Annotated in this window: 17 protein-coding genes and 3 pseudogenes; 6 read left to right on the top strand and 14 right to left on the bottom strand. The window is 39.7% G+C overall.

What is annotated here, in order from left to right; all coding sequences use genetic code 11:
* Positions 1–15: 15 nt before the first annotated feature.
* From BR30_RS0116990 to BR30_RS0116955, 8 genes are all read right to left on the bottom strand, one after another.
* On the bottom strand, positions 16–837 hold the full coding sequence (locus tag BR30_RS0116990) for a sugar phosphate isomerase/epimerase family protein (RefSeq protein WP_026566001.1): 822 nt from the start codon (positions 835–837) through the stop codon (positions 16–18).
* Between the two features lie 355 nt (positions 838–1,192).
* Positions 1,193–1,357 (bottom strand): hypothetical protein, encoded by a 165-nt coding sequence (locus tag BR30_RS0116985; RefSeq protein WP_155928702.1) that lies wholly within the window; start codon positions 1,355–1,357, stop codon positions 1,193–1,195.
* Positions 1,358–1,373: 16 nt separating this feature from the next.
* A complete protein-coding gene (locus BR30_RS0116980) occupies positions 1,374–2,174 on the bottom strand; it encodes an SDR family NAD(P)-dependent oxidoreductase (RefSeq protein ID WP_026565999.1) in 801 nt (266 codons plus the stop codon).
* Between the two features lie 109 nt (positions 2,175–2,283).
* The gene (locus BR30_RS0116975; protein WP_026565998.1) at positions 2,284–2,577 is read right to left on the bottom strand and encodes a putative quinol monooxygenase; all 294 of its coding nucleotides are present in this window, start codon (positions 2,575–2,577) and stop codon (positions 2,284–2,286) included.
* A gap of 39 nt (positions 2,578–2,616) precedes the next feature.
* A complete protein-coding gene (locus tag BR30_RS0116970; protein ID WP_026565997.1) occupies positions 2,617–3,894 on the bottom strand; it encodes an MFS transporter in 1,278 nt (425 codons plus the stop codon).
* A gap of 82 nt (positions 3,895–3,976) precedes the next feature.
* Positions 3,977–4,948 (bottom strand): sugar phosphate isomerase/epimerase family protein, encoded by a 972-nt coding sequence (locus BR30_RS0116965; protein WP_026565996.1) that lies wholly within the window; start codon positions 4,946–4,948, stop codon positions 3,977–3,979.
* The gene (locus tag BR30_RS0116960) at positions 4,945–6,216 is read right to left on the bottom strand and encodes a Gfo/Idh/MocA family protein (protein ID WP_269320633.1); all 1,272 of its coding nucleotides are present in this window, start codon (positions 6,214–6,216) and stop codon (positions 4,945–4,947) included. The genes BR30_RS0116965 and BR30_RS0116960 overlap by 4 nt, the downstream gene beginning before the upstream one ends.
* Positions 6,217–6,595: 379 nt before the next feature.
* Positions 6,596–7,603 (bottom strand): LacI family DNA-binding transcriptional regulator, encoded by a 1,008-nt coding sequence (locus BR30_RS0116955; RefSeq protein ID WP_026565994.1) that lies wholly within the window; start codon positions 7,601–7,603, stop codon positions 6,596–6,598.
* Positions 7,604–8,016: 413 nt separating this feature from the next.
* Between BR30_RS0116955 and BR30_RS36805 the strand changes: the two genes are divergently transcribed.
* Complete coding sequence (locus tag BR30_RS36805; RefSeq protein ID WP_197032354.1) at positions 8,017–8,226, top strand: hypothetical protein; 210 nt, start codon at positions 8,017–8,019, stop codon at positions 8,224–8,226.
* Here the strand turns inward: BR30_RS36805 and BR30_RS0116945 are convergent.
* The 3 genes and pseudogenes from BR30_RS0116945 to BR30_RS0116930 form a co-directional block, all read right to left on the bottom strand.
* Positions 8,197–9,351: pseudogene (locus tag BR30_RS0116945) on the bottom strand (purine-cytosine permease family protein). The gene BR30_RS36805 and the pseudogene BR30_RS0116945 overlap by 30 nt on opposite strands.
* A 225-nt stretch (positions 9,352–9,576) precedes the next feature.
* The gene (locus tag BR30_RS0116935) at positions 9,577–10,617 is read right to left on the bottom strand and encodes a 2,5-dihydroxypyridine 5,6-dioxygenase NicX family protein (protein ID WP_026565991.1); all 1,041 of its coding nucleotides are present in this window, start codon (positions 10,615–10,617) and stop codon (positions 9,577–9,579) included.
* A gap of 15 nt (positions 10,618–10,632) precedes the next feature.
* Positions 10,633–10,938, bottom strand: coding sequence for an alpha/beta fold hydrolase (locus BR30_RS0116930; protein WP_026565990.1), 306 nt, complete (start codon positions 10,936–10,938; stop codon positions 10,633–10,635).
* A gap of 64 nt (positions 10,939–11,002) precedes the next feature.
* Here BR30_RS0116930 and BR30_RS0116925 point away from each other — a divergent pair.
* Positions 11,003–11,236 (top strand): annotated as a pseudogene (locus tag BR30_RS0116925) (HAD family hydrolase); the annotation flags it as partial.
* A 347-nt stretch (positions 11,237–11,583) separates the two neighbouring features.
* Positions 11,584–12,438, top strand: a complete 855-nt coding sequence (locus BR30_RS0116920) for a leucine-rich repeat domain-containing protein (protein ID WP_155928696.1) — start codon at positions 11,584–11,586, stop codon at positions 12,436–12,438.
* 80 nt (positions 12,439–12,518) lie between these two features.
* Here the strand turns inward: BR30_RS0116920 and BR30_RS35320 are convergent.
* The 3 genes and pseudogenes from BR30_RS35320 to BR30_RS0116905 form a co-directional block, all read right to left on the bottom strand.
* Positions 12,519–13,007 (bottom strand): annotated as a pseudogene (locus BR30_RS35320) (5-deoxy-glucuronate isomerase).
* A gap of 30 nt (positions 13,008–13,037) precedes the next feature.
* The gene (locus BR30_RS38475) at positions 13,038–13,166 is read right to left on the bottom strand and encodes a hypothetical protein (RefSeq protein WP_269320620.1); all 129 of its coding nucleotides are present in this window, start codon (positions 13,164–13,166) and stop codon (positions 13,038–13,040) included.
* An 89-nt stretch (positions 13,167–13,255) separates the two neighbouring features.
* On the bottom strand, positions 13,256–14,428 hold the full coding sequence (locus BR30_RS0116905; protein WP_026565986.1) for a M24 family metallopeptidase: 1,173 nt from the start codon (positions 14,426–14,428) through the stop codon (positions 13,256–13,258).
* Positions 14,429–14,711: 283 nt separating this feature from the next.
* On the opposite strand from BR30_RS0116905, the gene BR30_RS0116900 reads away from it, so the two are divergent.
* The 3 genes from BR30_RS0116900 (at position 14,712) to BR30_RS0116890 (ending at position 17,824) form a co-directional block, all read left to right on the top strand.
* Entirely contained in the window at positions 14,712–15,716 is a 1,005-nt protein-coding gene (locus tag BR30_RS0116900; protein ID WP_026565985.1) for a LacI family DNA-binding transcriptional regulator, read from the top strand.
* A 172-nt stretch (positions 15,717–15,888) separates the two neighbouring features.
* Positions 15,889–16,527: a TRAP transporter small permease gene (locus tag BR30_RS0116895; protein ID WP_231507743.1), complete on the top strand. Its 639-nt coding sequence runs from the start codon at positions 15,889–15,891 to the stop codon at positions 16,525–16,527.
* 1 nt (position 16,528) lies between these two features.
* Positions 16,529–17,824, top strand: coding sequence for a TRAP transporter large permease (locus tag BR30_RS0116890; RefSeq protein ID WP_026565983.1), 1,296 nt, complete (start codon positions 16,529–16,531; stop codon positions 17,822–17,824).
* Positions 17,825–17,841: the final 17 nt, after the last annotated feature.

The raw sequence follows: 17,841 nt of genomic DNA, 5'->3' as shown, positions 1-17,841 counted from the left end.
TCCTCCCACTATTATCTATGCTTGATTTACTTTATCAAATTGATTTAAATAGCTGCGGCTGATTTTAGCCCCTTGTTTTGGATCTGGGTAGCTGTCTAACTCAACCGTAATCCAGCCATCATAGTTTGCTTCTTCTAATACTTTAACCATTTCATCGAATTTCTGATGACCTTCCCCTAACGGTAAAAACTCTCCATTGGCATAATCTTTAAAGTGAACATATTTGATGCGGTCCACATATTTTTTGATGACAGCCACAGGATCTCCACCGCCAGCTTCAATGTGAGCTGTATCTGGGCAAAGGTTAATCTTTGTTAATGGCATTAGTTTATCTAATTGTTCAGGAGCCTGAACGTTCGTTCCTAAATGCGGATGATAACTTGCAATCAGATTATATTTTTCAGCAATTTCAACTACTTTATTAAGCGCATTACCAAGAGCCGTATAATCGCTTTCAAGAATGCCGTTTGCACGCACCGCTCCACCGCCGATTACCAGGTGGATTGCACCTACTTCTGATGCGAATTGTGCGACACTTTCGATTTTTATTAATTCTTCTTCTAAAATATCAGGGAAAATAAAGTTCCCGCCTGTATAAACACCAACCAAAGTTAATGAATGCTCGTTCATCAATTTTAAAAACTCATCTTTTTTATCTTTGTATTCCATCAAGTTGCCATCAAAGATTTCAAAGCCATCATAGCCTGCTTCGGAAATATCCTTTAATGCCTCTTCTGATGATCCGTAAGCAAGGTAGTAAGAATCCTTAACAGAAGTAACACCCGCTGGATGACCAACTACGCCGCCCCAAGTATTTGTTTGATAACCTAATTTCATGTGATTACCTCCATATCTTTTGGAATTTAGTGTGCCATATTTCATCCTATAAAAACCGAAGCAAACTCACCTTCAAAGATAGTAATCGATTACATTTTCTTTTTAAAAATTTCTCTAAACTTTCAATAATATTAAGATTTAATCCATTATTTACGGTTTAGCATAATGTAATCCATTACATTTTTGTGTGCAGATGAACTGCCGTTTTTTAAAAGGAAGTAATGAATTAATCTCTATTTATTTCTAGTCAATACTATCATCAGACAAGAATAATAGATGTTGTATCGCTTACATGAATTATTGTAATCGATTACACCTAAATATGCAACCTATTATTTTAAATTGTCACAAAAAGTCACAATTTGTTCACCATAAGCTTAGGAGGAAAGGAAATCGTAAAAGTTGTTCCCTTTCCTTTTATACTATCAACATGAATAAATCCCTTTACAACCTTCAATTGGTTACGAATTTCGCGAGCGATACCTACTGCCAGCTCTTCAAGATGTTGACGATGATTCATAGTTAAAGCATTCAGATTAGAGGCTTGCAACGGAGCCACCATCAACTCGAAGGTTTACACCATTAATAAAAGAAGCCTTTGCGGATGCAAGGTACACAACAGCTGAAGCAACTTCCTCGACCGTCCTTGGCCGTTTCACTTCGACATGCGGACGATTTTCCTTTAAAAATTCCTGAATTGCTTCCTCATAACTTATATTCAGCTTCGCTGCGTTATCTTTTAACAAGTTCTCCAGCATAGGTGTCATGATAAACGCGGGCGATACCGTATTGACGAGTATTCCTTCTGCAGCATATGCCTTGGATAAGCTTTTTGTAAAATTAATCAGTGCTGCTTTAGAGGCATTGTAATGAGGCATGAATGCGTCTGGTTGAATGCCGGATTCAGATGAAATGTTAATAATGCGGCCAAATCCTGTTCTTTTCATAAAAGGAATAATTGCTTTAGTTACACGTACAGTCCCAAAAAGATTGACGTCAAAAATATGCTGCCACTCGTCTATATCTAATGATTCAAAGTCATCAAATCCACTAGCAATCCCCGCATTATTAACGAGGATGTCGACGGTTTTAAAACGATTAATAGCAGAAGCAACAAGATGGTCGACGTCTGCTTGTTTGGTTAAATCGGCTTGAATAGCAAGAACACGTCCTCCGTTTTTTTCGATTTCAGCCGACGCCTCATTTAACGCTTCCGCGCCGCGTGCACAAATTACAACGTTGGCACCTTCTTCCGCAAACGCCATGGCAATTGCTTTCCCAATACCTTTACTGCTGCCAGTCACAAGTGCGGTTTTATTTTTTAATTCCAGATTCATTTTTTCATCCATCCCTTTCTATACTAACCTGATAAGATTGTAGTTACCAAATAAAGATTAACTCTAAGCTGATACACAGCTCGGAGTTAATCCTTATTTTTGTCCAATATTAATTTTTCACTGAAGCCTCAAATAATTCTGCATGGATAGGTTCAGAAACTATGGGTTCAACAGCTTTTATGAATCTTTTAAAGTGTGGGGTTTCCTCATGCAGTTGAATCGCTTCTTCATCCTTCCATTTCTCAACAAAGATAAAGCTGTTCGCCTCTTCTGGATTTTCATAATATTGATAACCACTATTTCCGGACTCCGCTTGAGACGGTTTTGTTACAAGCCTTGCCTCTTCCAAGAATATTTCACGATAAGACGCCTTTACCTTCATTTTTGCGTGAATGATAATCATGGTACATCCCCCTTAATTGTTGATGGCATTTCTTAAAAACTAACCTGCGTGTTTTTCTAATACGATTTCGTTTTTCTTATTTTCTTCGGAAGGAAGCTTCATAAACTTCATTAGATAGGCACCAAGGAAATACGTACCTGCGAAAATCCAAATAACCCCTTTTGCACCGATAAGTCCAATAAATAACCCAACGATTGCCGGGGCGATAAAGTAGGACATTCCTGCACCAAAGCTTACAATCGCCATCGCCGATCCTTTTTTCTCCGGAGCAAGCGATGCTACCAATGCAGAAAGCGGAACGAAACCACAGAGCACAATTCCCATAAAAATGCCAGCAATATTTAAAGCCAAGAAACTGCTGCCAAATACTTCAGGTGTGTAAAGCAAGACGAGTAACATAACGCCCATACCGAAGCTGCCAAGCCATTGAATCGTTTTTTGCCAGCCCAACCATTTATCACTGATGTAAGGAATGATTAGGTTAAAGATTATATTTGCAAACCACATCGTTCCCCACATTTGTAAAAACTGTTCAGTTGTGAATCCGTAATTGGACTTCAAGTACATCGGGAAAAAGATTGGCAGTGAACCGATCCCTGTTGAATTGATAATCCGAACCACGCCGCCGATCGCCACTTTCGGCTGTTCGACACAAATGGTAAATCCACTCATTAAGCTCTTTAGCTTTTCCTTTGGATCTCCCTTTTGTTCCTTTTTTACATCACCTTTTACTACAAAAAGACCAACAATTCCTCCGACTAACACCCAAGCTACAGCACTCCACAATAACCCGATATATCCGATCTTCGGAAGCATGTAAGCTGGGAAATAACTTCCTACAACATAAAGTCCGCCGCTCCACGCTGCCCAGAACAATCCTATAGCTGTTGCCAGAATCCGCTCTGGACTGCGATAAGTAACCCACACTAAGAAAGAGTAGCAGAATAAAGGATAACCTAAACCACGAATCCCATAAGTCGGGAGCATAATAGCGTAATTGTTTAACTTTAAACCATATTCAATGAATAGTACCTGACCGATTAACCAAGTAACAAGACCAATAACCATTACCTTCCTTGGTCCCCACATCTCGGTGAGTACACCAGAAAAATAAGATGCGATAGCTAAGATCGCTCCATAAACCGCAAAAAGAGTAGCTGATTGTTGAACGGTCAATCCCTTTTCAATCAGATAGGGAGACAACCATGCGTGCTCGAGACCGTCACCGGCCATAAAAATTAACGTTGCAACAAATCCCCAAACGACTCCCATTGGAAGTCCGCCTAAAGTACGTTCTTGACCTACAAGCGTTTTCATTTTCAACACCTCTATTTTTATTAATTGGGTGCGGGGGACGGTTCTCATGCTTCGGAAGCATGAGAACCGTCCCTGTGCTTCCTTAAGCCCACCACATTTCCGATACTTGCTCTTTAAACAACGTTCCTTTTAACAGTGTGATGGCTTTCATTAAACCTTCATCGGTAGACGCAAGCATATCCTCATGTTCAATGGAAACGACGTAATCATATCCTACAGCACGCAGTGTACTGATGATGTCCTTCCACATTTTTTCATTATGGCCATAGCCGACAGAGCGGAATGTCCAAGAGCGATCCAACACTTTACTGTAATGCTTGGTATCAAGAACACCATTCACCTTAATATTTGCCTGGTCTAAATACGTATCTTTCGCATGGAAATGGAAGATTGCATTTTCCCTGCCTAATTTTTTAATAGCTTCGACTGGGTCGATTCCTTGCCATACCAAATGGCTTGGATCGAAGTTGGCTCCGATGTTCACTCCTGCTTGTTCTCTTAGCTTTAGTAGTGTTTCCGGATTATAGACAACAAATCCCGGATGCATTTCGAAAGCAATTTGATGAATCCCATGCAATTCAGCGAATTTCGCTTCTTCTTTCCAGTACGGAATAACGATATCATTCCATTGCCATTCTAAGACTTCTGCATATTCTGGAGGCCAAGAGCAGGTCACCCAATTCGGAAACTTGGCACCCGGATGATCCCCTGGACATCCAGCAAAACCATTGATAACTGGTACCTCTAACTGTTCAGCCAGTAAAACCGTTTTTCTCCATACATCATGCGCCTCTTTGGCAGCCTTTACATTAGGATGTAGAGGGTTGCCATGACAGCTTAGTCCGCTGATGGTTAATCCCCTGCATTCAATCGCCCGTTTGAACGATCTGATTTTATCCGGATTCCCTAACAATTCTTCCGGATTACAATGATTGTTTCCGGGATAGTTACCGGTCCCTATCTCCACCGCCTCTACTCCCATTTCGGCTAATTTATCGAGCATGGCTTCGAAAGGAAGATTTTGATATAGAACTGTAAACACACCTAGTTTCATACTAAAACCTCCTTTTCCGCCTGAACTTTGACCCATTTTTGCTGTTCATGGCTTTCTAAAATGGCATCGGTAATAGCCATCGAAATATGACCGTCTTCGAATGTAGCAAAATTAGCTTGATCCTTTAAAGGATCTTTACCATCACGAATGAACGTATAATAATTTAACATCATATTTTTCAGTGCATCCGGCCAGCCTTCGTTATGACCTCCTGGATGATGAATCGCTGATCTTGCTTCAGGTGCGAACAGTGCCGGATCGGCAAGAAGGATCTCATTCGGCTTATCCCTGTGCCCCATCCATAATTTTTCTGGCTCTTCTTGATTCCAGTAAGCAGAGCTCTTGCTGCCATCGATTTCAAAGCTTAAACGATTTTTTCGGCCTGCACTTACTTGTGAAACAGTGAAGACTCCTCTTGATCCATCTTCAAAACGAACTAGTACGGATGCATAGTCTTCTGTATTGATTGAAACATCTTCATATTCTACATCTTCAGTACTTTGTGTGCTGAAAGTGGCCACACTTCCAATTGCTTTCTTTCTAACTGGAATGACCGTTGCTAAATCAGCAAATACTTCTACAATCTTTTTACCGGTAACAAATTGAACGGTGTCACACCAATGAGACCCGATATCTGCTACTGCGCGAGATTTTCCGCCGACTTCCGGTGCTAAACGCCAGTTAAAATCCGTTTCATATAGTAACCAATCCTGCAAATAGCTTCCGTGAACCAAATTCACTTTCCCAAGGTCACCATTAGCAATTTTAGCTCGCAGGTTTTGCACACTCGCATGCTGTCTGTAATTAAAGTTCACACCATGTACAACACCCTGTTTTTGAGCCAATGCCAACAATTCCGCTGATTCTTCACTATTCATCGCAAGCGGTTTCTCTGAGATCACATGTTTACCTGCTAAAATAATTTCTTTATTAATCGCAAAGTGCACATGGTTTGGGGTACAATTATGAACTACCTGAATTTCGCTGTCACGCAGCATTTCAAGGTAATCTCCGTATGCTTTCGGAATTCCAAGTTCAGCTGCCTTTCTTTCCGCTTGTTCTTGACTCGTCTCGGCTAATGCTACGACTTCCACGAATCCAAGTCTTCTGATTGCTTCAATATGTGTCGGGCCAATGAAACCTGTCCCGATGATTCCTACTTTTATTTTTTCCATTTGTTTTCCGTCCTCCAATCGAACTTTTCTATTCACCCAAGAATGAGTAGAATTAATTTGGTGTAATCGATTACACTGACTTGCAAAAAAAATATGTGTTTAGTCCTAGTAAATAAATAATTTACCTATCCTTCAAACTTCTATAAATGTAATGGATTACATTTTCGTCGAAAAAAATTTGAACTTATTCATACTTTAAATTAAGAAATAACCTTTCAGAATAAAATACTCTCTCACTTGACACTAAAATATTTTACTCTTTTTTTCGACACCCTCATTGTAATCGATTACAGTTCAGAATTCAATATTTTTTTTAAACTTCCTCGATTCTTTTTTAATCAGAATGATAAAAACTGTTCTGGAACCAATAGAATCGCTGATCCCCTAATAATGATAAATAGGGAGTGAACCATTATTAAGTTCACTCCCCTTTTGTTTTTCATTATTTTAATTCTAACAGGAATAGGCTAAACTACTCTTCTACGGTAAGTTCTTTGCAAGATTCACGGACAATGAGTTTATCAGGAAGAATAAATTGATCTTTCTCTATTTCTTCATCTTTAATTAATTTTAACAGTAAACGCATCGCTTTTTGACCCATATCAAACGTTGGTTGTGCCACGGTTGTTAGAGCAGGTTCAAAAATCGATGCAAATTGAATATCATCAAAGCCAACAACAGATAAATCTTCTGGAACTCTTAAACCTTTAGATTTAGCGGCTTTAATGGCACCCATAGCCATTTCATCATTACCGGCAAAAAGGGCTGTAGGAGGATTCTCTAGTGACAAAAATTTCATCATTAAATTAAATCCACTTTCAAAAGAGAATTCGCCTTCCTGTACCAAACTTGGATCCACAGACAGGCCGTGTTGCGCCATTGCTTGATGAAACCCCCTACATCGATCTCGTCCAACGACAATATTCAAGGGTCCGGAAATATGTCCAATTCTCTTGTGGTTTAAGCTAATTAAATATTCAGTTGCCTTTCTTGCACTGCTAACATTATCAATGGAGACCGTAGGAAGCTTGGAACCCTCATAGTATTCACACGCCAATACTACAGGGTAGTCCCTGGATAAATCTTCTAATATTTTTTGATCGGTCCTTGCCGTTAATAATATCAACCCATCTGCTTTTTTCTGACCTAATATCGTTAAAAAACTAGTTTCGCTTTCGACATCGTTTCGCGCATCTCCTAGAAGTACTTGATATCCGTTTTCGATGGCAACGGATTCAATTCCGCGCAGCACCGCAGAAAAGAAAGTATTGGTTATATCAGGAACCACCACAAGAATTGTTTTGGTTTCAGATCTTCTTAATTGTCTTGCCAGCATATTAGGCTGGTAATTTAATTCTTTTATGGCTTCTAAAACTTTCTCAGCTGTTTCTTTTTTTACAGTCCCTGCATTACTTATGACTCGGGATACTGTGGCCGTTGAAACATTTGCCATTTTTGCAACATCCGCAATTCTGACCATGTATTGCTTTCCCCTTCAGTGTTCGTTTACATTTATTGTAATCGATTACATGAATAAATACAATAACTTTACGTAAATGAAAAAAAGGACATTGTATACAAACTGTCTCATTCCTAGAAAATTGAATAACACAAAAACCCTTTAAAATAGGTTTGAGTATTCCCCGCAGCAGCGCCAGATTGGCCACCTATGGAATTGGACTGGTGCAGGGACTTTTGAAATTTTTTGCGGCCCCAAATGTAATGTTTTTCCCATTCGCTTTACCCCCTTGAAAATATTCCAATAAAAAACAGAATCATCCCTAATAAAAACGAACTCCTTTTAAAAAGAAGTTCGTCTACCATCATAAAATTAATGACTTCCCGAAATAATTTAAGGAACTATATTCTCAGCAACTTCACTAGATACTTCTCTTGAACGATATGGAAACAAATTCGTTAAAGCGTAGTACAATCGCCCCAACAAGCGCAGATGAAGTAAAACTTAAATCAATGCCGCCGACGACAGATACGAATGGACCGGTGAAAATGCTGGTACTTGTAAACAACAATCCCACAATCAATCCAATCGTCCATGAAATAATAGCAGGTATGTTAAATCCTAGAGTACCAATAGCTGCTTGACGTAGAACTATTGTGTAAAACTAATGGTTTATACCGCCCTTTTACCAAGTAATGTCCGACAAGATTGATCGCTAACCAAGGTGACACACCCACGATAATAATAATAATAACAAACCCGTCGATTAGGTGTATCATATTGGACACATCTTGAACTCCGATAAATACCAAGAGAAAACCGACAATTTCCATAATTATGGTGGGTGTTACCCGTTTAAGCGTCCATCCGAGGGATTCGAGAGAAAGTCCGGCACTGTATAAACACAACGGCAGAGCACCAAATATCCCTGCAATTGTAATTGGAGCGATACCATGATGGAGCCCCCCAATAATTCCTTTTACGAATGGGGTAGATAAATCCTTCACCGTTGACATCATAAATGCTGCAGGTACCATTGCTAACCAACACCCGACAAACATTCCCAGGGATGTGGCCCCTGCCAATTTCGTCGAACTATGACTATTGGGAATATATCGGCTATAATCCCCAACAAATGGTGCATACGAAATAGGAACCGAAGCGATTACCAGCATGGCGAGTGCCCAAGTCGGCCAAAAACCACCTAATACATAATGACCACCTTCGTAACTAACGTTGAACTTTGAAGCAAATATAAACATAGACATAATGACAATACTTCCTACCAGGTAGGTTCCTATTTTTTCAAACAAAACTACTACTTTATGACCCATTATTGCTACTATTGCGGTTATGACACTGACGATGATACACCCTATCAATAATGTACCGGTTCCTTCTGACCAGCCAAACAACCGGTGACCTCCCGCGACGAAGGCTTGAGCCCCTGTCCAAACCATAAGAGCTTAGAAACCAATCGCTATTACAATATTAAGAAACGAACCAATAATAAGGCCCTTTACCCCAAAATGTGCTCCACTTGCTAGTGCTCCATTCGTACCTGTTCTCTGTGACAAAATGGAAATTGGTCCGATTGCAATGGAGCCAAACGCAAGCCCCACCGTCATTGCCCAGAATGCTGCCCACCAGCCAAGTCCGAACACAATCGGTAATGAACCGATTGCCATAATGCCAAAAGCAAACTGCGAACCACATAGGACGTAGAACACATTGGATGCCTTTGAATTCCGCTCATTCTCCGGAATCATATCGACACCGCGTATTTCAATTGAAGAATGTTCTTTCATCTTAACCGTTTGGTTGCTCAAAATACATACCTCCGTTTAATGTTCATAATTTCTTTAAAAAGTACCATCTCTCGCAAAGAAGTTGTATTAAATTGCAGTAGAGTGATTCCATCTTTATTCAGTTTTTTCCATATTCAGTGATACAAAATCATCCTTTTACCACAAGGGAATATTTAGTTTAGTCAATCAAGCCAGCTGTGGTTTAGCAGCTTTCATTTCATCGATCACAATGTCTCCATCTTTAACAATTAACTTGCCGTCCAGGTATAACGTACAATTTTTCATTGGTAAATCAAGATGGCATGGGGTATCGTTGTTCCCCCCTAATTCAGAGTTTGGCCCCAAGGAGAATAAGACATTTCCATAAAAGGCACGCCCATCCATGCCAAACACTTGATCATCGAAAGCGAGACTATGCCATTGTGCCCTTTCGTTAAGTCCCCAGCCAATGTGGGATATCGCGTAAGCTCGCGGGTCATTAAAACTTTCGATATAATCCCGCATCAGCATGGCGTCAAAACCGCCTTCAATGCCCGTAACAAATCCACCTTTTATCGTTAACTTTACTTGGTCTTGAAAATATCGGTTAAACGGGAAAAATATGTCCCCTTTATCCAAAACTACTACCCCGTCAACTCCGCCATCATTAGATGTGGCAGCAGAAAAACAACTTGGCAAGTGGTCCCATCTGCCTGGTTCATCAGCAAAACCGTATTCCGTAAGGATTGGATATTGACCTAGCTGATAGGTAACATCGCTGCCCGCCTTATTGGTGAATCTTAATTCTTTTGCATTCCTTAATAATTGGGTTGCATATAGAACTCTCTCTTTGTCGCTTTCCTTTGGAAACATTCTTTTAATTACATCGAAAGGTTCGACAACCAACAGAATTCTTACTCCTGCATCCTGCAGTTCCAATTGTTCTTTAGAAAAAAGGAGGAGAACTAAGTCAATAACAAGGTCGGCCTTCTTCAAGCATTCAACTGCGACTCGGTTATCGGTTAACGGTGTAATGCCAAACGAACCAGAAGCTCCTTGTTTAGCTGGCGGCAGTTTCAATTCAAAGGCGTTCGCCCCGATCTCGGAAGCTGCCGTCAGGAACGCTTTCGCATAATCTGCTCTAATCTCGCCCGAGGTTAATACCGCCATCGTTTCAGACCGCTTTAATTTACACAATTCAAGTTGTTTTTTAAACAGAGAAACCATTTCTTGAAATTCAACAGTCATTTATTAACACCTCGTTTATTTTTTTGTAATTCCTTCTATAAATGAAACAATATAATCAACTGTTTGTTCTGGTGCATCTTTATACACCATGTGGCTTACTCCTTTAACCCTTTCAACCTGCATCGAAGGGTTGATCGTTTTCAAAACCCGAAGTTCGTTTTCACGAATGGTATCTCCATGTTCTGCCGCTAATAGGAATGCAGGGACTGAAAGCATTTTGATATATACTTGAAAAGGCTCCAATAACAGAGATTGGTAGGATTCAATAATCGCTTGCAAACTATTATTTCGATCTTCTTCCTCTCTTTCAGCGATGCACATCGGTTAGTACTTTATGTAAACCAGAAGCAGCGGGTCATTTTGCAGGAAACAGCAAAGGACGCAGCAGCGCTTGGAGGTATTTCCGAAGGGATCAAAATTGACCGGGATTTTACCAGTCATCACCCACCTGGGGATATCCCCTGAAGAAGTCGTAACGATTGGTAACGGCGCAAATGACATTGGGATGTTAGAAGCAGCGGGACTTGGGATTGCAATGGGGAATGCGCCTGAATGTGTGAAGGAAAGTGCTGAATTCGTGACAGAGGATAAGATCATGATGGGGTTATCTTGGCTTTAAATAAGGTGTTTAACCTCAAAAAACAGTCCATATCTATGGTCTAATTTCAATAAGCCGACAGGACAATTGTATCTGTCGGCTTTCTTTCACACAAAAAACAAAAAAATTATGACGGGCTTGTCTAAAAGTATTAAATGGGGTTCTCAAAGGAAGAAAGTCGATTTCGAATGAAAGAAAAATTCGTTTAGCATGAGTTGGACATAAAAATCAGAATATTATATAAGTTATTATACTGAGTTTGTAAAAGCAGAAATGGCAAAGTCAAATAGGTAAATGTAATCGATTGCAATTGTATCCAGGGTAAACGACTACAATTTTTGAAAACTATTCTTATGTGGGTGAGTGATATGAAAATACAAACAGAAAAAGGGAAAGTAGTTTTAGCAGTTAAGGATAATATTAATGAACAGATAAAATATATTAATGATCACCAAATTACTCAACTAGATATAACGGATTCCCATTATACAGGGAAAGATTTGAATTTTTTATGTGAATGTCCAACCGTTGATTACATAACTCTTGATAGCCGTTATTTAAAAGATATAGCGGGCTTATATTATTTAAAAGACCTTAAAGGATTAAGTCTAACTGAATTGACAGCTGCCATTGGAAACAAAGAGATCGATTTAAGCCGATTTCCACATCTTGAATTTCTTTCCTTATATTGGAGCGAAAGAATTAAAGGACTTAGTCATCTTCCCAATCTAAAAGAATTAAGTCTGTGGCAGTATACTCCTAAGCTGGGAAATCTACAGGAACTGACCAGCTTTCAAAGTCTCAAATCCCTGATGATCACAAAATCAAATGTATACTCACTTAGAGGAATTGGCAGCCTGCAAAGTTTAAAGGAACTGGAATTAAGCTATTTAAATCGATTAACAGACTTAGGGGATATAGAACAGTTACATTCCTCGTTAACACGATTAGAAATAGACTCGTGCAAAAAAATCGTGAATTTGTCACCACTTCAATATTTATCATCACTAGAAACCCTTTTCCTTCTTAAATGCGGTGACATTCCTTCAATAGAATTTGTTCAGAGTCTCCCTCATTTAAAGCATTTTGTTTTTGCAAAAACCAATGTGGTAAATGGAGACGTTACTCCATGTTTTCATATTGACTATGTTTATTTCGATAGCAAAAAGCATTACTCACATAAATGGAAAAGTTTTGATCATTGGGTAAAACAAACTAGATAACTTTGCTTTTTTGTAAACTCAACAACAGCCATAATAGACATAGCAGGATAAAACTGGCTATGTCTATTTCCCATCGTTATCTAGGTTAAAGAATGAACCCATTTATGGTCAGGGTCATCATATGGTCTCAAGGTCCTCCCCTGTCCAGCCATAAACCACAAATAATAGATTTGATATCCCCCGCAGCATTTACTGGATGGTAGCCCTTATCGATGGCAAAACTGTCTCCATTCCGAATGATATAGGCATCATCAATGGAGCCGCCTTTTGTGTAGTTTAGCTGCACGCCAAATCCTTGTTCAGGATTCGCTTGATAATGATAGATTTCCTCAAGGTTTGGTTCTTCTGGATAATGCTCCCCGTCATGCTTATGGGGTGGATAGCTCGACCATTGTCCTGGATGATTAAAAGTTTCGCCCAGGATCATCCGATTCCGTTTGCGCTCGAATTACATACTCTGATTGACAAGGGATATAAACGGTTGTGGCCTTCTCATGAAATACATTTTCTCTTCCACCAAGATGTTCCCATGTTTGACCCTCACACGATACCGTTGCCCTGCCCTTTATCAGAACAAGTGCGGTTTCAAAGCCATGGGTCTAGCTCGTGTATTCCTGGCCTTCCTTTAAAGAAATTTTTCCAAAGGCTAAGTATTTTAATAAAGGACTATCTTCAGGGAAAATGTCCTGATAGCCATTGCTTTCTTTTGCTTTATAAAATCGATCCATTTTATGGTTTCTCCTTTCCAAAACGCTCTTATACACATGCAGACTGTTACATCCATAACAGTCTGCATACACTTTCATGATTTTTCTTTTTATCTGCGGTTAGCTTCGTATTTTGCTCTCATTCCTCTGAGGTCGTTCACAGGTTCTGCACCGTTTTCAGTAATGATGACGGTTGGTTCTACTCGGACACCGCCAAAATCGAAGCCATGAAGGTCGAATTTAATTCCAAAACACATAGTTGGCTCGAAAACGAAATCGCTGTTCGGTCCTAAATCTGGTGTTTCCACGACTTCCAGACCAACTCCATGGCCAATCGCTCTCATTCCTTTTGTATATGGAAGGAAGTAGTCAGCAAGTCCGGCGTTTTCACAGAGGCGAAGTGTTTCCTGGAACAATTGTTTACCTGTCATTCCCGGCTTTATGAATTCAACCATCCGTTGATTGGTGTCATAGGCGAAATTCATGATTCTGATTTGTTCTGCTGTAGCACCCTCCATGGCAACTGTAATGCCAGTATCGGAACAGTATCCCTCAACCATAGGATTAAAATCAAACCATACATAATCACCGCGTTCAATTTTACGCTCCATCGGTCTCCAAGTAGGCAGATTCGTATGTTCAGGACCAGAAACCACTAAATAAGCGGAACCAATTTCCCCACCGCGGGATCGTGTGACATATTCACCGATAGCAGATAGTTCGATTTCCGTTTTTCCGATGTCTACTTTCTCAAGTGCCGCAAGAATACTATCATCAGCCAATTTTCCTGCCTTACGGATTAAATCCAATTCAGCCTTACTCTTGTATAATCTCTCCTTTACAACAATGTGAGCTGCATCTACAATTTTTATGCCTTCTTTTACAAATGCTTTTTCCATCTCACGGTATAAAGAGATTGGGAATAATTCTTCCCCAACTACCCCAACAGTTTTCACTTCATAAGGCAGCTCACTTACGTACTTCGGTAAAAGCTTCTCCATTTCATAGATGTTATTAACATTCTTTATATATGAGAAACGTTTAGCAGCGAAACGATTCAGGTTTCCTAAGAATGCCTGGATTTCACCTTCTAAAGGGATAAAAAGGGCATGTGCAGATTCTTCAATACAGTTAATCGTACGGAAACCTGTATAATAAAAGGAATACCCTGGATGGTACTCATCACTATAGACAAAGAGAACGTCGATCCCCTGCTGCTTCATTTGTTCCCTTGTACGTGCTAATCTTGTCTCAAATTCTGTCGTTAATACTCCAACTGTCATCTGTAATTCCTCCATTCGTTTTGTGAGAGCCTAAGATCTTCCTGCAAAAATTAAATTGAAAATTGTTATCGTTCACAATTCCAAGATAAGTTAAACAAAAAGGTTTCGTCAAGCGCTTTCAAGAATTTTTTTAAAAAAATATAATTTTCTAAAAATAGGTTGACGGCCATATATAACAGGTGTTAATGTTAGTTTTAATAAATTGTTACCGTTCACATGGTACAAAATATGTGGTAATGTGAATGTAAAAAAATAAGAGCGTTCACAAGAGGATATGAATGAAATGGGAAAAAAATTAACGATTAATGACATTGCCAAATTAGCCGGGGTATCACGGCAAACGATTTCCAGGGTTCTAAATAATAAACCTGAAGTCAACGAAACAACCCGAAAACAAGTACTACGAATTATTGAGAAACATGGATTTCAACCAAGTCTTCAAGCAAGAAGTATGGTTACAAGAAAAACCAATATGGTTGCTGTTCTTTTACCTGATATTGCCAATCCGTTCTTTGCGCAAATTGTCAAAGGAATTGAACGGACTCTTCGAGCAAACCAGTTAAATATGTTTCTCATGACAACGGAAGAGGAGATCGAACTTGAAAACTCGTTTATTCAACTGTCTCAAAACTACAATGTAGATGGAATGATTTTATGTAGTCCAAGACTTGATGAGCCGAATTTAATGAAATTAATCCCTCGAATATCACCTGTTGTTCTATTGAACCGTGATTTAGATGTAAATGGCGCTGCTTGTGTGGTTGTGGATGCACACTTTGGAGGATATAAGGCTGCAAAGCATCTTATTAAAAAGGGGCACTCCAAAATCGGCATCATTGTTGGCCCATCGAGTGCTCATAGTAATATTCAAAGGTCACAAGGTTATAAGAAGGCCTTGAATGAATTTCGTATTCCGATCGATGAGGAGTTAATTAAGTATGTAGAAGTTGATAATACAGGAGTCCATAAATTTACGGAGGAATTGGTAAAGAAACAAGTGACAGCAATCACAACCTATAACGATTTAGCTGCTGCCCATGTGATACAGGCATGTACCGACCTGAATTTAAAAGTTCCTGAAGATATTTCAGTCATTGGGTTTGACGGGATCGAAATGTCACAGTTTACCAATCCAACGTTAACGACCATGTCTTTACCTCTTTTTGAAATGGGTGAAACCATTGCATATACATTGATCAAAATGATGAAAGAAAATGAACCATTTGAACGGCTTACTACTGTTTACCCTATCTTAAAGGAAGGAAAATCCACTCGTTCTTTAAGTTGATAAGCTTTCTTTAGGCTCGTTCCGTTATTGATGATCAGCCATACGTTTCTGCTGGAGCTTTGTGTTTAATCTGTATTTAATCTGTGTTTCCAATAAACAGGCTTCAGTAGAGCTTTGGTAACCCCAGATTATGTAATCGATTTCAAAGTACCGCAAACTACTTAATCAAATATTGGAGGAGGCGGACAACATTAAAAGTTTACAAAACACAGTATTTTCTCAGAACACCATCGACACTGAGGAGGCTGGGAATATTTCAGCTATTCCTAATGAAGAGATAGTAAAAAATATCCACGGTGATAGAAGCAAGAATAGCAGATTTGTCCGAATTCTGCTTGTTATCGATCGGGCACTGGAGGGATTTGCCCTGCTGGCTTTGGTATCGATGATCCTCATTGTTACCATGCAGGTCATAACAAGAAAATTGTTTAACTTTGTCTTTTTCTGGTCGGAAGAAGTCACTCTACTTCTATTAATATGGTTTTCATTTATGGGGATTGCAATTGGATTCCGGGAAAAACTGCACTTGGGAATGGATTCATTCACAAATTTATTTCCAAAACCAATCAATTGGATACTCGACAAAATCATCTTCACCAGTATCTTTTTATTTGGATTTTATTTGGTTTTCTATGGTTGGAATTTTACAAAAATGATGCATTCATCGATATTGCCTGCTACAGGGCTTCCCAACAGCATTACATATGTCGTTATGCCGATTACGGGTGTCATGACGTGCGCATATTCATTAGTCCAATTCTTTGGTATTGAAACGAAGAGGCATCATGGAATGGATGGAGGAGGTCATTAGTTTGGATACAACAACATCAAGCATCATTTTAGGTGTCAGTTTTACCCTTTTGGTTTTGCTTAGATTTCCGATATCACTGGCACTCGCAGGATCATCAATTCTAACGTTACTTACTTTAAAAATGCCTCTAGTAACGATTGGCCAAATGATGGTTCAGGGAATTAACTCCTATTCGCTGCTTGCCATCCCCTTCTTCATACTTGCGGGTCAGATCATGGGTGAAGGGAAAATGGCCCTTCGTCTGGTCAATTTGGCGCAGCTTCTCGTCGGCCGGGTCCGCGGCGGATTGGCGCTAGTAAACAGTGTAGCCTGTATGTTTTTTGGCAACATTTCCGGATCGGCGGTAGCAGATGTTTCCTCTATAGGATCGGTAATGATTCCGATGATGAAGAAAAAAGGCTTTGATAATGATTATGCAGTGGGAGTTACCGTATCCTCTGCCATCCAGGGGGTAGTGGTGCCGCCAAGCCACAATCTTGTTCTCTACTCTCTTGCTGCTGGCGGGGGAATATCGATTGCCAGCTTATTTTTAGCGGGAATTGTTCCTGGCATTCTGCTCTGTACGACCCTTATGATAACGAGTTATTTCATTGCAGTAAAGCGCGGATATCAAAAAGGAGAACCTGTTGACAAAAAAGAGATTCCAGGAATCATAAGAGATGGTTTATTTTCCGTATTGACAGCGGTCATTATCCTGGGAGGAATTTTTACTGGATGGTTTACCGCAACTGAAGCTGGAGCTATTGCTTGCCTATACTCTTTTATTTTGACCTTTATTGTCTATCGTGATATTCCAATTTCCCGTATGTCGGTAATTTTAAGGAAAACCTTCCGTACCGTATCAATGGTATTGTTTCTGATCGCTTCATCCGCATCATTTGGCTGGGTGTTGGCCTACCTTCAAATTCCTGCAATGATAACGGATATGATGCTGAATATTTCTGATAACCCTATCATCATTTTATTGATTATTAATATCTTACTGCTAATTCTTGGGGCTCCGATGGACATGACTCCACTGATTCTTATCATGACTCCGATTCTTTTACCAGTAGCAACGGCGATTGGTATGGATCCTGTTCATTTTGGCATTATCCTGATGCTGAACCTTGGTCTTGGACTATTGACACCACCGGTCGGCACGGTCTTGTTTGTCGGTTGTGCCCTGGGCAATATATCGCTTGAAAAAGGAACGAAAGCAATGATGCCATTCTTTTATGCGATGTGCGTCATCCTGATGGTTCTTACTTACATTCCTGAACTGGTGCTCTGGCTGCCGCATTTGGTTCAGAAATAGGTAAAGAAAGGTAAAAA

The organism is Bacillus sp. UNC41MFS5 (assembly GCF_000686805.1).
The sequence above is the reverse complement of the archived record's forward strand: the minus strand, read 5'-3'. Positions and strand labels throughout refer to the sequence as shown.